At 66.4% G+C, this 13,527-nt stretch carries 18 protein-coding genes; 8 read left to right on the top strand and 10 right to left on the bottom strand.

Going from position 1 to position 13,527, the window contains the following annotated elements; genetic code table 11:
• Positions 1-13 precede the first annotated feature (13 nt).
• Entirely contained in the window at positions 14-223 is a 210-nt protein-coding gene (locus ABD53_RS02830; RefSeq protein ID WP_152670544.1) for a hypothetical protein, read from the bottom strand.
• 149 nt (positions 224-372) lie between these two features.
• Here ABD53_RS02830 and dut point away from each other — a divergent pair, with 149 nt between their 5' ends.
• From dut to ABD53_RS02815, 3 genes are read left to right on the top strand one after another with little or no spacing between them, the layout of a single operon-like run.
• Positions 373-822, top strand: a complete 450-nt coding sequence (gene dut, locus ABD53_RS02825; protein ID WP_047864247.1) for a dUTP diphosphatase — start codon at positions 373-375, stop codon at positions 820-822.
• Complete coding sequence (locus tag ABD53_RS02820) at positions 819-1,310, top strand: DUF5615 family PIN-like protein (RefSeq protein WP_047864246.1); 492 nt, start codon at positions 819-821, stop codon at positions 1,308-1,310. Before dut ends, ABD53_RS02820 begins: the two co-directional genes overlap by 4 nt.
• Positions 1,226-1,939, top strand: a complete 714-nt coding sequence (locus ABD53_RS02815) for a metal-dependent hydrolase (protein ID WP_200900255.1) — start codon at positions 1,226-1,228, stop codon at positions 1,937-1,939. The genes ABD53_RS02820 and ABD53_RS02815 overlap by 85 nt, the downstream gene beginning before the upstream one ends.
• Here the strand turns inward: ABD53_RS02815 and yqeK are convergent.
• Positions 1,923-2,534: a bis(5'-nucleosyl)-tetraphosphatase (symmetrical) YqeK gene (gene yqeK, locus ABD53_RS02810; RefSeq protein WP_047864245.1), complete on the bottom strand. Its 612-nt coding sequence runs from the start codon at positions 2,532-2,534 to the stop codon at positions 1,923-1,925. The two genes, ABD53_RS02815 and yqeK, sit on opposite strands and share 17 nt — an antisense overlap.
• A 59-nt stretch (positions 2,535-2,593) precedes the next feature.
• Between yqeK and ABD53_RS02805 the strand changes: the two genes are divergently transcribed.
• Entirely contained in the window at positions 2,594-3,844 is a 1,251-nt protein-coding gene (locus ABD53_RS02805; RefSeq protein WP_047864244.1) for a competence/damage-inducible protein A, read from the top strand.
• Between the two features lie 369 nt (positions 3,845-4,213).
• Positions 4,214-4,612, top strand: a complete 399-nt coding sequence (locus tag ABD53_RS02800) for a tautomerase family protein (RefSeq protein ID WP_047864243.1) — start codon at positions 4,214-4,216, stop codon at positions 4,610-4,612.
• 41 nt (positions 4,613-4,653) lie between these two features.
• On the opposite strand, the gene ABD53_RS02795 is transcribed toward ABD53_RS02800, so the two are convergent.
• From ABD53_RS02795 to ABD53_RS02760, 8 genes are all read right to left on the bottom strand, one after another.
• On the bottom strand, positions 4,654-5,418 hold the full coding sequence (locus tag ABD53_RS02795) for a CPBP family intramembrane glutamic endopeptidase (protein ID WP_047864242.1): 765 nt from the start codon (positions 5,416-5,418) through the stop codon (positions 4,654-4,656).
• The gene (locus ABD53_RS15600; protein ID WP_053057600.1) at positions 5,411-5,929 is read right to left on the bottom strand and encodes an NUDIX domain-containing protein; all 519 of its coding nucleotides are present in this window, start codon (positions 5,927-5,929) and stop codon (positions 5,411-5,413) included. Before ABD53_RS15600 ends, ABD53_RS02795 begins: the two co-directional genes overlap by 8 nt.
• Before the next feature lie 234 nt (positions 5,930-6,163).
• Positions 6,164-6,601, bottom strand: a complete 438-nt coding sequence (locus ABD53_RS02785; RefSeq protein WP_047864241.1) for a molybdenum cofactor biosynthesis protein MoaE — start codon at positions 6,599-6,601, stop codon at positions 6,164-6,166.
• Positions 6,602-6,871 carry a molybdopterin converting factor subunit 1 gene (gene moaD / locus ABD53_RS02780; RefSeq protein WP_047864240.1) on the bottom strand — a complete coding sequence of 90 codons (270 nt, stop codon included), beginning with the start codon at positions 6,869-6,871 and terminating at the stop codon, positions 6,602-6,604. It abuts the gene before it with no gap.
• Between the two features lie 29 nt (positions 6,872-6,900).
• On the bottom strand, positions 6,901-7,830 hold the full coding sequence (locus ABD53_RS02775) for a hypothetical protein (protein ID WP_047864239.1): 930 nt from the start codon (positions 7,828-7,830) through the stop codon (positions 6,901-6,903).
• Between the two features lie 242 nt (positions 7,831-8,072).
• Positions 8,073-8,969, bottom strand: a complete 897-nt coding sequence (locus tag ABD53_RS02770) for a diacylglycerol/lipid kinase family protein (protein WP_160309606.1) — start codon at positions 8,967-8,969, stop codon at positions 8,073-8,075.
• Between the two features lie 143 nt (positions 8,970-9,112).
• Positions 9,113-9,343, bottom strand: coding sequence for a putative signal transducing protein (locus tag ABD53_RS02765; protein ID WP_047864237.1), 231 nt, complete (start codon positions 9,341-9,343; stop codon positions 9,113-9,115).
• 49 nt (positions 9,344-9,392) lie between these two features.
• Positions 9,393-10,022 (bottom strand): hypothetical protein, encoded by a 630-nt coding sequence (locus ABD53_RS02760; protein ID WP_152670543.1) that lies wholly within the window; start codon positions 10,020-10,022, stop codon positions 9,393-9,395.
• Between the two features lie 167 nt (positions 10,023-10,189).
• Between ABD53_RS02760 and ABD53_RS02755 the strand changes: the two genes are divergently transcribed.
• From ABD53_RS02755 to ABD53_RS02745, 3 genes are read left to right on the top strand one after another with little or no spacing between them, the layout of a single operon-like run.
• Positions 10,190-10,960 carry a TenA family transcriptional regulator gene (locus ABD53_RS02755; RefSeq protein ID WP_047864235.1) on the top strand — a complete coding sequence of 257 codons (771 nt, stop codon included), beginning with the start codon at positions 10,190-10,192 and terminating at the stop codon, positions 10,958-10,960.
• 8 nt (positions 10,961-10,968) lie between these two features.
• Positions 10,969-11,841, top strand: coding sequence for a bifunctional DNA-formamidopyrimidine glycosylase/DNA-(apurinic or apyrimidinic site) lyase (mutM, locus tag ABD53_RS02750; RefSeq protein ID WP_047864234.1), 873 nt, complete (start codon positions 10,969-10,971; stop codon positions 11,839-11,841).
• Between the two features lie 60 nt (positions 11,842-11,901).
• On the top strand, positions 11,902-13,386 hold the full coding sequence (locus tag ABD53_RS02745; protein ID WP_047864233.1) for a dihydrolipoyl dehydrogenase: 1,485 nt from the start codon (positions 11,902-11,904) through the stop codon (positions 13,384-13,386).
• The last annotated feature ends 141 nt before the right edge of the window (positions 13,387-13,527 follow it).

Here is a 13,527-nt window from a genome sequence, read left to right as displayed (position 1 = left end):
TACGGGCGACACTTTAGCTTTCGTACTGGCTCCTGGCGTAGTTCGGACGGGTGGTATCCCAGAAGAGGATCACGTTATCATTGGGGAGGCTGGATACCCCCATCAGATGCCAATCCTTGCGCTCACCCAGGTCGAGAGTCCTCTGTAACTGACCCCGGAGGTCCGCGTCAGCTTCCAGCTCTACTTCCTCGGCGTAGTAGCGGCTTTTATCTCCGACAGCCATGGCCATCCTTTCGGACATTTTGTGCCGTTGATAACTTTATACTCCAGACAGGGGGAGTCTTCAAGGCGGCCTTGTGATACAGATCCCGCTCCCCGGGGCGCGTGCTAACATACGGTGCCCATGAGTTGGATGCGCCTTACCAACACGCCTTGAAAGTCTCATTCCGACGCCTCTCCGGGAGGGCGGTTGCCCCCACGAAGGCCCATGAAGGGGATGCGGGCTACGATCTCGTCGGTGTAGAGAGTGCGACGCTCGCGCCGGGTGAGCGGGCGCCGGTCGGGACCGGGGTCGCGGTTGCGATCCCGGACGGATATGCGGGGCTCGTACTGCCGCGCAGCGGGCTGGCGGTGAGGCACGGGATCTCGCTGGTAAATGCGCCGGGCCTCATAGACTCGGGCTACCGGGGTGAGATCCGGGTCCCGCTCATAAACCACGACCGCCACGAGACCTTCGAGGTTGAGCCGGGCATGAGGATCGCGCAACTCCTGCTCGTGCGGGCCGCCGACGCTTCGTTCTTCGCGGTCGAGAGCCTGGAAGAGAGCGCCGACGGACGCGGCGAAGAGGGGTTCGGCTCCTCCGGGATCTCCGGGAGCGGGTGAGGTTCCTCTGCGACGCGATGCTCGGCGGGCTGGCGAAGTGGCTGCGGGCCGCCGGTCACGACGCCCTCTACGCCTCCGAGGACACCGGCGCCGACGACCGTGAGATCCTGCGGCTGGCGATAGAAGAGGGGCGGGTGCTGCTCACGGGCGACGGCGGTTTCCTGGAGCGCGAGCCCGTGCGGGACGGCGAGGTAGGCTTCCTGCTGGTGCCGCAAGCTCCGGTCGAGGAGCAACTCCGGATCGTCGCCAAACGGTTCGACCTGACCCGCCACGAGCCGCGGTGCATGAGGTGTAACGGTGAGCTGGAGGAGCTCTCCCGAGAGGAGGCCGGTCGGTGCGTACCGCCAAAGGTCGCCGAGCGGCAGGAGGAGTTCTTGCGGTGCCGGGGATGCGGGAGGCTGCTGTGGTACGGGACCCACTGGGAGAGGATCGGGGCGCGGGCTGGAGCGGGTCTTCGGGTAGCAGCCTCCGCGCCGGACGCCTGCTAGACTCCCCGCCCGTGAACGCGGTGACGCACGCTGTTTTCGGGGCCGGGGCCCTCGCCGGGGCCTCGCTGGTCCTCGGGGTGGAGCCTGCCCTTTACGCTTATCCGGTCGCCGGGGTCGCGGCGCTCGTCCCGGACCTCGACAACCCGCGCAGCAAGCTCGGCAACGGCCTGAGCCCGATGCGGAGCCCTCTCCTGAATGCGCTGACCAGGCCCCTGAGTTGGGCCCTGCGGGCCGTCTCCTTCGGGCTTTTCAAGACGGTCGGCCACCGGACGCTGACCCACTCTCTGCTGGGCCTCGCGGCGTTCGCGGCGCTGGCGTGGCTTTTGTGGCGGGCGGTGCCGGGGCCGGGATACGGGCTCTTCGTGGCGCTGGTTGCAGGGTACGCCTCGCATCTCGCCGCGGATTCGCTCAACACCCCCGGCGTGCCGCTGTTGTGGCCCGTGGGTGGCACGGCGCGGCTCTGGCCGGGCGGGATCAGGTCCGGCGGGGTGGCAGAGCTCGTGGTCGCGGTGATCGCGGTCGCGGTCGCCGGGTATCTGGCGTATCTGGTGCATCCTGTTCTACAGGATCAGGTAGACGGCGTCCTGTCGGCCGCCCTTTACCGGGAGAGCCTTACCCCGCCTCTCTAGCCTCCAGCCACGCGAGCATGCGGCGGCTGTCGGGGTGGGTGGGACGGCCCTGATCCTCGTTGTGGGACTCTGTGGCGCGCAGTATAGAAGTGGCCGCCTCGTAGAGATCCCGCGCCGCCAGCTCCCGCAGCTTCTCGACGCTCGGGTAGTCGCGGCCGGGCTCTATCTTGTCGGCGACGTATACGGCTAGGGCCACGGAGCCTATCTCCGGCGCGCCGGTGGTGTGTATCCTGATCGCTCCGAGAACCTCCGGGTCCTGTATCCCAAGCTCGCGGCGGGCCTCCTCGGCGGCTACCGGACCGTGCAGCATTATCGGGCTCTCCCTTGCGAACTCGTCTGGCTTGATCCCGTACCGTCCGGCGCTCTGTAGCAGCTCGTCCGGGCCGGACTCGCGCGAGACGTCGTGCAGGAGCGCGGCCAGTCGCGTCTTCTGCGGCGGGAGACCGTGGAGCTTCGCGAGCCGTTCGGCGGTGTCGGCGACGCCGAGCGTGTGGGTGTAACGTCTGTCCGAGAGCCGGGCGCGGGCGAGCCCGTCCGCCCTCTGGAGTAGTGCCGGTAGTGCTTTTTCGGTGTGGTTTTCGGTGTGGGAACCCATGCGGGGGATTGTAGAATAACCCGGTATTGCAAGCCTTCGCCAACCCTGATCGGAGACAGATGATAAGGACCGCCGAGGTCATCGCCATCGGCACGGAGATGCTGCTCGGCGAGCTCGTGGATACAAACAGCGCCTGGCTCGGTCAGCGGCTCGCCGCGCTCGGGGTCGGCGTGTACCGGCACACCACCGTCGGGGACAACCCCGAAAGAATCTCCGAGGCGATGCGGGAGGCGTCAGCCCGCTCCGACCTCGTGCTGACCACCGGCGGCCTCGGCCCGACCTCCGACGACCTCACCAACGACTGTCTGGCCGGGGTGGCGGAGCAGAAGATGGTCGAGTACCCTGAGGCTCGCCGCCACGTGGACGAGATGTTCGCCAGCTTCGGCCGCGAGCCGACCCCGTCGAACTACAAGCAGGTACTGTTCCCGGAAGGCACGGAGCTCATACCCAACCCGCGCGGCACCGCGATGGGGGCGATGCTGGAGGTGAATGGCGCGCTCTTCGCCACCTTCCCCGGCGTCCCGGTGGAGATGCGCGGCATGTTCGAGGACACCCTGGAGCCGCTGGTCCGGTCGCGCACCGAGGGCTCGATAGTGTCGCGCACGCTGTGGTTTACCGGCATCGGGGAGTCCGCGCTCGCGGAGGAGGTGCAGGATCTCCTGGACGCCCCCGACCCGACCGTCGCCCCGCTCGCCGGGCAGGGCAAGGTCCGCCTGCGCATCACCGCCCGCGGCGAGGACGAGAAGGAGGCTCACGGGAAGATAGATCCCGTCGCCGACGATATCCTCTCCCGGCTGGGCAAGTACTACTTCGGCGAGGACGACGAGACGCTCGAAAGCGCGGTCGGAAAGACGCTGGCCGAGCGCGGCGAGACGCTGGCCCTCGCCGAGAGCTGCACCGGCGGCCTCATAGCAAAGCGCATCACCGACGCCGCCGGCTCCTCCGCGTACTTCACCGAGGGCCTCGTAACCTACTCCGACGACGCAAAGCGCCGCCTGCTCGGAGTGCCGGAGGAGACGCTGCGGGAGCACGGAGCGGTATCCGAGGCGACGGCGCGGGCGATGGCCGAGGGCGCGCGGGAGCGGTCCGGCGCGGATCACGCGCTCTCCGTAACGGGTATCGCCGGCCCCGGTGGCGGCACCGAGGATAAGCCGGTCGGGACCGTGTGGTTCGGGCTAGCGGACGCTGGCGGCAGCGAGGCGCACAAGGTAGACCTCTCGGCCTGGTCGCGCTCGCGGGAGGCGATCCGGGAGCGCAGCGCGAACCTCGCCTTCGACCTGCTGCGCCGGCATCTCATGGATACCGACTAAGGCGGACCGGCGGTAGGTTGACGGCAAGTAGATCGCGGCAAACGAATTGTGCGAATTCTCTTGCCGGAGGATTGGAAGGGTAGTACACTCCGAAAAGTTGAAGGCACAGAGAGGAGGTGATCCAGTATCGACGCACCGAGTATGAGCAGCGGGTATCTTCTGGGAGAGGTGGCTCTGACCTAGAGTCTCACCGAAATCCCTGGCGGGATTCTGGGTTACTTCTCTCCGCCTCCCCTAAGTTGCAGGCGGATGTGCCCATTTGAAGATACCCGCTTTACTCGAAGGGTACGGCTCCCTGGCGCGGGCTTGACGGGCGCGCCAGGGAAGCCGTTTTTTAATGCCCGAAAACCTTGAGCGGGAGGGGCGTAGGTGGCCCAGATCAAGATCTATGGGCTCCGGGAATACCTGGATCCGATCAAGCCCAAGCTTTCGGACGTGATCCACTCCTGCGTCGTCGAGGCGCTCTCCTACCCGCCCGAGAAGCGTTTCCACAGATTCTTTCCGCTGGACGCGCAGGACTTCTACTACCCTGCGGACAGGTCGCCGCGCTACACCATTGTCGAGATCGGCATGTTCGAAGGCCGCTCGGCCGAGGCGAAGAAGCGGCTATTCAGGCTGCTCTTCGAGAGAGTCGGCGAGGAGCTTGGGCTGGAGCCGGAGGATCTGGAGATAACGGTTACGGAGACCCCCAGGCACGACTGGGGCATTCGCGGCCGGCCCGGCGACGAGCTCGGGCTCGGCTACGAGGTGGAAGCCAGAAAAACCTAACGGCTGGCGCTGCGGGCCTCTCCGGCTCTCTCTACGCCTCGCTACACCTGCGTCGGGATCAGGTCCAGGCCAGTCAGGATCAGGGCTATCACGGCGAAGGAGTTGAAGGTGGCGTGGGCCACGAACGGCGCGAGCAAGCTGCCGGAGCGCCGGTACGTCTCGCAGAGGGCGAGGGCCAGCACGAAGAGCGCGACCACCAGCACCGGTGAGAAGTGCAGCGAGGCAAAGAGGACCGAGGAGAGGACCGCGGCCGACACCAGCGCGAACCTGCCGGCCCACGGCGAGCTCCGCGGTTGCTCATCGTGGGCCAGCTGGCTTCTCATTCCGCGCTCGGTGACGAGCCTGAACAGCCGGTACAGCCCCCCGAATATGGCTCCCCGGAACACCAGCTCCTCCACGGCCGGTCCCAGGAGCACGACGGCGAACACGGCGAGCGGTATCGCCAGGCCCGGGCTCTCGCGCACCCAGCTCGTTATGCCGTCCATCAGCGGAGCCTGGGCGCTATTGTCCGCCGGGAGGCCGAGCCGGTCGAGGACGAGCGAGCTAGCCGCGTTCAGGACGGTGCTGAGCAGCAGCGCCCCGAACCCGATCAGGACGCCGACGAATACGGCGGCCAGATATCCGCCCCGGGGCCTGCGAAAACCCAGGGGCCCGAGGCCGTAGCCGGAGACGCCCTTGCCGCGCAGGGCACGCAGCACGAAGGTGCCCGCCCAGAACACGCCCACGGTAACGATGAAGAAAAGGACGTTCTGTAGCACGACGGAGATTATGAGGAGCTCGGGGTTCTGAGAGATCACCTCAGTCACGGTTACCCTCCAGATACACGGGGCCATCGGGCCATCCGCGAGACGCGTCCCCGGCGAGGCGGTCCCGGATCCAGGCCGGACGCAGGTCCAGCTCCCCGAGCTCCGCGGGCGTGACCCAGGCGAGCTGCACGAGTGTCGGGGCCTCGCCCTCGATCACCTCCGGATCGCTACCGAGCGCGGCCCCGGTGTCCGTCTCAGCCTCCAGCCTGGCGGTGATGTCTACCGTGTGGCGGCTCTCGCGCAGGAACTCGCTGACGTAGAGCACCCCGGAGAACTTCCCGGCCAGCCCGGTCTCCTCGGCAAGCTCGCGCTCGGCGCACTCGGGCACCGTCTCCCCGGGCTCCAGCCTGCCGCCCGGGAGCACCCAGTAACGGCCCTCGCCCGGCTTTTCGTGACCGGCCACCAGGATACCCCCGTCACGCTCCACGACCACGCCGACCCGGATGCCGAAGTCCACGCCCCCGGTCTCGTTAGCCCCTGCGTTCCCTGCGTTATCTCTAGACTTACCCACGGGGCCTGAGTATACATCCGGGCGGCTGGCTCCTGGGGAGTACGCTTACAGAGTTACAAAGCCCCGGCCTCCACGCTCACTCCGACGGGTATGGCGGGTAAAGCCGGGGTTTCATCTCTCCGGGGTGGTTATCGTAGCTGGCCCGCCGGACGAGGTCGTGGCCCGTTGCGGCACATCCGCTACGGTCTCCGTACATCCGGCTACCCGGCACAGACCACGATCGGTACCCGAGACCTACGAGGGCCGGGTACCGACCTGACTCCCGACCCATACGTATCCGTCGGACCACACCTCGCGTTTCCAGATGGGTACGATCTCTTTTATGCGCTCGATGGCGTGGCGGCTGGCCTCGAAGGCCGGGCCCCGGCGCGGGGAGGAGACGGCGATGACCACGCTCGGCTCCGCCGGGTCCACCCGACCGGTGCGGTGTATGATCTCGACCGCCCCGAGCTCCCAGCTTGTGTGGAGCTCGGCCTCGATCTCCTCCAGCTTGCGCCGGGCCATCGCGTGATACGCCTCGTACTCCAGGTACTCGACGCGGGCTCCGTCCGGGCCGCCCGCCTCGTCAACCCGCGTCGTCCCGATAAACGTGGAGATCGCGCCGCAGTCCGAGCGCGTGACGCCGGAGATAACCTCGCCGACGGGTATCGGGTCGGCGGTAAGGCGCGCCATCTAGCCCCCGGAGACCGGCGGCAGCACCGCGACCTCGTCGCCGGGGGAGACGGCGGCCTCCTTCGTTGCATACTCGCCGTTCACCGCAAAGGCCAGCGTCTCCCGCATGGGGGAGAGGTTCGGGTAGCGCCCGGCGAGCGATTCCCAGAGCGACTCAAGGCTGCCGGACTCCGGCGGATCCAACTCGGCCTCCCGCACGCCGGCCCGGTCCGCCGCCGCGCCGAAAAAGAGCACCTTTACCGCCCTCTGCGTGTTTTCCGGTCTATCCATAACCAGGATGCTAGCACGGTAGAGAAACTCTATTCCTTTTTAGTAGGCCCTCTTGATTGGTTCCGATCTGTTAGCCTGATGTCGAGGCCGCCTATCGTGGTAGGTGCGATCCTCGTCTGGCCGTGAGCATCTTCATCGAGCATCCTCTCACTTCGGAGCAGCCCCTGGGCCTGCACCAAAGAAGAAACCCTGAGTACCAGAGTTCTTAGTCTGCTCTCACCACTTGGATCTAGCCTTAGAGCCGGTCCACCTTCCGGCTGCCAGAGCCCGGTCTCGACCTCCGGCGCCGGCTCGAAGAATCTCCTCCACTGACTGCGGGCTACCTCTATGTCTCTCGTACCTACGATGACTTCCTGGATTCCCTGGACGCCCAAAGAGCCGCCACACGCCTCTTGCAGTGCCCTGTGCCCTTCTACTCTTCCCCGCGTCGGATCGTAAAATCCAGGGTCATACTCTGTGAGGAAGACGAGCCCATGACCTACTAGGTCGTTCATTGAGTCCATACGCTCTTCGTGTATCGGGCGTATCTCTTCGCCTCGACTCGCTTTCTGGACCATACGGTTCATCTGCCTCTGCTGTAGACCACCGAACAGTCTCCCGATAAAGAACGCGGCTCTCGCCCGCCGGGTGTGCTCCAACAAGCCCACGGAGAGGTTCGTCCACATTCTGCTACTCCCGCCAGCCATGTCCGGCATCTCGAACACCTGTGGAGAAAGCCTTGGGAGGTCCCTTCTATCGAGTTCCCGGCGGCTCTCTTCTAGCGAGTGCGCCGGCTCGAAGGCGATACCCCACAACCGGGCCGGGGCCTCTTCCTCGGGAGTCTCGGGTGGTTCGCCGAAGCGGATCAGCTCAACCGTGGTGTCCCCGAAACCGACGATGGCACTCGTAAACATCCCGAGGTGGGTCGTCGGGGGCTGGATAGCCGGGAGCCTCAGGGGGCCGGTCAGGAGGTCGAACAACGGGCGAGGATCTTTGGTCCGGACCATAACGTGGTCCACCCGGGAAACGATGGGCTGTACGGCGGTCACGGCGCTCACTGCATCGTGCTTTCTATTCTTGCTTGCTGGATGGCAGTATCTTACAGATCCTTTTCAAAGAGTCTAGTCTTGTTTCTGCATCTTCGGCAAAGTAGGCGAAACACCGCTTCGTGGGTACGTGGCTTCCTAAGATAGGGGTGCCGAACCAGAGCGTTTCTTACGCTCTATCCGGGCTCCGGCTCATACCCTGCGCCCACGATCACTTCAAGCGATCCCGGGAGGGCAGAGAAGCTCGCGGGCTCGTCCCCGATCACCTCTCCGTCGGCGGTGAACCGCAGGCTGCCGGGCTCGGAGCCGATCTGTATCTCCTTTGCGCGGGCGTGGAAAACGCCCTCCTTGTCCAGGTAGTCCGAGCGTGCCAGCGCGGCGGGGGCGAGATCGAGCACTCCGGATATCCCAGCCTCTTCTATGACCACGATATCCAGGAGACCGTCCTCGGGGTTCGCCCCGGGGGCGGCGGGCCAGCCTCCGCCGGCGTACCGGCAGTTGGCGACGGCCAGGTTTACCGCCTTCACGCGATGCTCCTCACCGTCGAGGGTTATAGGGAACTCCTGCGTGTCGAAGCCACGGGCGGCTTCGAGGGAGGCCCGGAGGTAGGCGAGCTTGCCCCAGCGGCTCTTGGTCTCCTTGTCGGTGACGCCCGAGATCTCGGCCCCGATGCCGCCGGTGGCCACGTTGATGAAGTACCGCTCACCGATGCCGGCGGAGTCTATCCTGGCGGCGTCGAGGGTACGGACCCGCATGCCGCGCAGGGTCTCGACGGCCCGCTCCCGGTCCTCGGGTATGGCGAGTGTGGCGGCGAGGTCGTTGCCGGTCCCGGTCGGCAGGATGCCGAGCGTCACTCCGGGCGGAAAGCCCGCCAGCCCGAGCCCGTTTACCGCCTCGTTCACGGTGCCGTCGCCGCCGACGACCAGCAGCAGCCCCTCGCGCCACGAACGTGCGGCCTCCCGGGCGTCGCCGCGTTTTTCGGTGGTTATCCATTCGAGGTCGAAGTCCTCCAGAGCCTCACCCACCTCGTCCGGGCTGTAGTCTCCGCCGCCGGAGGATGGGTTGCAGATCACCCGCGTCTTCAACGTCCGTTGCCGGGGATGTGGTGGCCGTGGATCAAATGCAGCTCCTCTCCGCTCTCCGGGCGCGATGCGCGGGATGACGGGCGCAATATAACAACCGCATGGCCGGTTCGGAGCTCAGGGTCTCCGGGGCTTCAGGTGCCCCAGGAGCCTAGGCCGGTGGTGTCCTCCAGGATCTGGCGGGCCTCCGCGTGCTCGGGCTCGGGGACCATGATCTCCCGCGGGCCGGCGGCGAGGAACTCGGGGGCGTCGAACCCTCTGGCTCGTTGCACGAGCACCGGGATGCCGGTCTCACGCAAAAGCCCCTCCATCATTACGGCCACGGTCTCGTTCGGGGCCGAGGCCACTTTCTTCCAGCTCTCCACTAAGTATCGTCTCTACCGTCTATACCGGCTCGGATGGGCTCTGACGGTCTCAGGAGGCCCGGGGGAGCCCGGCTCCGGCCGTCGCGCCCGCCCCGGACACATCTTCTGTACCCGCCACGGCCGCGTCGTTAAGGTCGTAGAGTCGCGAGACCCTGACGGCCGGGAGCCACACCTCCTCGCCGGGGCGGCCGAATCGGTCATCCAGGGCGACTACGGCGCTGTGGCCGTCCGAGGAGACGTAGCGCACCTCGCCGGGTCCGTCGGGGGTGCGTACCCGCTCCCCGACGGAGAGCTCCCGCAGGAAGGCTTCCCGCAGGGCGCCGACGTAGGCCAGGGCGAGCGAGCGGTCCGAGTTTGCGCCCTCGTCCCGGCGGTCGGCGACGAGGATACCGGCTATGCGGTAGAGGTTCGCCCGGCTAACCTGCGAGATCAGGCACGCCCGCACCTCCTGCCCCACCAGCTCTCGCTCGAACTCGGAGTACCGCTCGCCGCTGCGCTCCAGTATCCCCATGATCCGGGGCAGCGCCCGGCGAGCGGCCTCCCCTACCGTGAGGCCGTTAACGCCGCGCTCGTACACGTGTGGGTCCAGCCTCTCCGCCTCCCGGCGGCGCGGGACGCTCAACCAGCCGTCGCCGGGGGAGCCCCCTGTTCTTTTCGCTGTATCATCGTATCTTCTCATGTGCTAATTATACCCCGTATCCGTACAAATTCCCCGGTAAAGTGGGGTTTCGGGGCGGTTTCGCAGGGGTTCGCGAAACGCTCGCGGGGTGCGGGGCGGCGGGTGGCGTTAGACTAGGGACATCAGGGATATAAATAGCCGAGTGGGCTAAGAGTGAGCCAGAAGAGATGAAGAAAGAGACGAAAGGTCGGCGGGAGGTTACCGAGATGGAGTCTGGCGAGTTTCTCGAAAGGTTGAAGCGGGACGTGATCGGGCACCCGGCGCTTACGCACCCGTTTCTCACGCGGTTTGGCGACGGAGACGTGACGGAGGAGGGCGTCAGGACCTTCGCGGTGCAGTACTACCGTCACGTGCGGGTGAGCCGGCTGTACCTGGCGGCGCTTATAGCCAACTGCGCCGACGACGAGCCGCTGCAGCTCGCGCTCGCGGAGATACTCTTCGATGAGTACGGCCATCTGAACCCGGACGAGACCCACCCGGCGCTGTACCGGCGCTTTCTCCTCGCGCTCGGTCTTGCCGAGGAGGAGTGGGAGGCCCCGGAGACGCTGCCGGAGATACAGCTGTACGTAAGCGCCCACCGCGAGCTCTCCTCGAGCCCGGACATCCGGCTCGGGCTCGGGGCGCTCGGCCCGGCGAGCGAGTGGCCGGTGCCCCCGATCTACGCCCGCCTCGGCGAAGGCATCAAACGCGCCACCGACCTCACCGACTCCGACATCGAGATCTTCAACAGCCACGTTACGATGGACGTGGAGCACGCCCGCATAATGATGGAGGCTATCGCCCCCTACGCCGCCGACGAGGGGGGCCGGCGCCGGGTGCGTGAGGGGACCATGCGCTCCCTGGACGCCCGCTCCGTCATGCTCGACGGCCTGTACCGCGCCGTCTACGGCGAGCCCGCGCCCCTCTCACGCCCCGGCACCCTGCAGGCCGGAGGCTAGCCACCACCGTGCCCGAGCTCCCGGAGGTTGAGACCATAAAGGAAGACCTGCGCGCGCTGGTTACCGGCTCCCGCATCGAGCGGGCGGAGGTCCCGGACGAGAGGCTGGTCGAGGGGGAGACTGCGGCAGAGTTCGCGCAGGGCCTCTCGGGCAGGACCATCGAGGAGGCTCATCGCCGGGGCAAGCATCTCGTGCTGGAGCTGGACGACGGGAGGCGGGCCGTAATGCAGCTCAAGATCGGCGGCCAGCTGCTCCTCGTCCCTCCCGTAGAGGAGCCCGCGAGCGCCGTGATGCTCGTCCTGTACCTCGAAGACGAGCGGCGGCTGTTCCTGCGCGACGAGACCGGGTACACGCGGGCGCAGCTATACACTGGGGAGGCCTTGCGAGAGCGGCTCTCCACACTCGGCCCCGAGCCTCTAGGGGACGAATTCAGTGTAGAATACCTGCGGAGAGTTGCGGGCGACCGGAGGGCCCAGATAAAGCCCCTGATCCTGGACCAGAGCATAGCCGCCGGCGTGGGCAACATCTACGCGGACGAGGCGCTGCACGACGCCCGCCTGCACCCTCGCCGCAAAGCCTCTTCGCTCTCCGAAGAGGAGTGGGAAAACCTACACCGGGCGATACGGGAGAACCTCGCGGCCGGCATCGAGTACCGGGGCACCACGTTCAGCCTGTACCGGGACGTGCTCGGGCGCGAGGGCGCGCACCAGCATCACTTGAAGGTGTTTCTCAGAGAAGAGGAGCCGTGCCCGGCTTGCGGCGGCAAGGTGGTCCGGGAGCAGGTCGGCGGCCGGGCCACGTTCGTGTGCCCGGCGTGCCAGCCGGAGAGGCCCGCGAAAGCCGGCGACGGCGACGGATTACAGCTAGAGTTGGGACTGTGAGAGCGGCTCCGGGGAATCGTCGAGGAGCCGTTGGGACTGTGAGAGCGGAAGGAGCGCAGGGTGGCTGAGAAGTTCGATCTCGTAATAATCGGTAGCGGGAACGCGGGGTACATACCCGCCATAAGGGCGGGGCAGCTGGGCATGAGCGTGGCACTCGTCGAAAGGGAGGAGAACCTCGGCGGCACCTGCCTGAACTGGGGCTGCATCCCCACGAAGGCCCTGCTCCACACGGCTGAGAAGCTCGATGACATCCGCCACGGCGAGGACCTCGGCATCAGCGCCAGCTTCGAGTTCGACTACTCCAAGACCGCCGAGCGGCGCGACGGGATCGTGAACCAGCTCCGCCAGGGCGTGAGCGGCCTGATGAAGAAGAACAAGGTCAAGGTCCACACCGGCACCGCCAGCTTCCTGGAGCCGAAGAAGATTCAGGTAAAGGCGGATAATGGCGAGACCTCCGAGCTAGAGGCCGAGAACGTGCTAATAGCCGTGGGGAGCTCCGTGAGCAGCCTGCCCGGCCTTGAGTTCGACGGCGGCGAGCGGGTGATCTCCTCCGACGACGTCGTGACCGGGCAGGACGCCCCTCCCGAGTCCATTATCATCCTCGGCTCCGGAGCGGTCGGCACGGAGTTCGCCAGCATGTACAACGACTTCGGCACCGAGGTCACGCTGGTCGAAGTGCTGGATCGCATCGTGCCGCTGGAGGACCCCGAGATCAGCGAGCAGCTGCAGAAGTCCTTCAAGGGCCGGGGCATAAACGTCATGACCCAGACCAAGGCCGACCCGCAGAGTCTGGAGAAGACCGACGGTGGCGTGAGGCTCAAGATCGAGAGCGCCGCCTCCGGCGAGCAGAGCGAGAGCTCCGGCGAGGGCGGCTCCTACGGCGGCGAGGATGCGCCGGTCGGGGAGGCAGACGGGGGCCAGTCCCTGGAGGCGGAGAAGATCCTGGTCGCCGTGGGCCGCAAGACCAACGTCGAAGGCCTGGGCCTCGAGAACACGAAGGTCCAGACCACCGACCGCGGCATCGTGCAGGTGGACGGCCACTACCAGACCGACGAGCCCGGCGTGTACGCCGCCGGGGACGTGGTCGGCGGCTACTGGCTCGCCCACGCCGCCGGACACGAGGGCATCACGGCGGTCGAGCACATGGCCGGCGAGGACCCGATGGAGCTGGATCAGGACCTCGTCCCGCGCGTAACCTTCTGCCGCCCAGAGGTCGCCTCGTTCGGTCTCTCGAAGGACCAGGCCGAGGAGCAGGGCTACGAGGTCAAGGAGTCCAAGTTCCCGTTCCGGGCTATCGGCAAGGCGCTTATCGAGGGCGAGCCGAACGGCTTCTTCAAGATCGTGGCCGACGCCGACACCGACCTCATCCTAGGCATGCACGCCATCGGCCCAAGCGTGACGGACCTCATCAGCGAGGGAGTCTTCGCCAAGCTCGTCGAGGGCACGCCGCAGGAGATCGGGATGGCCATACACCCCCACCCCGCGCTCTCCGAGGTCGTCGGCGAGTCCGCGATGGCCGTGGACGGCCACGCCATCCACTACTAACATCCACTACTGAGTATCTGTTCTGAGACCGGGCTGGGCCGTGGCAGGAGAATATTCCTGTCGCGGCCTTTTCTCGCTACACTCCTAATCGAAGCTAATATGGGGAGAGATAAATGAACGTTTTTATAGATACAAACGTCT

Source organism: Rubrobacter aplysinae, from assembly GCF_001029505.1.
In the GTDB taxonomy this organism is placed as follows: Bacteria; Actinomycetota; Rubrobacteria; order Rubrobacterales; family Rubrobacteraceae; genus Rubrobacter_A; species Rubrobacter_A aplysinae.
This window is presented reverse-complemented; position numbering and strand designations above follow the sequence as displayed.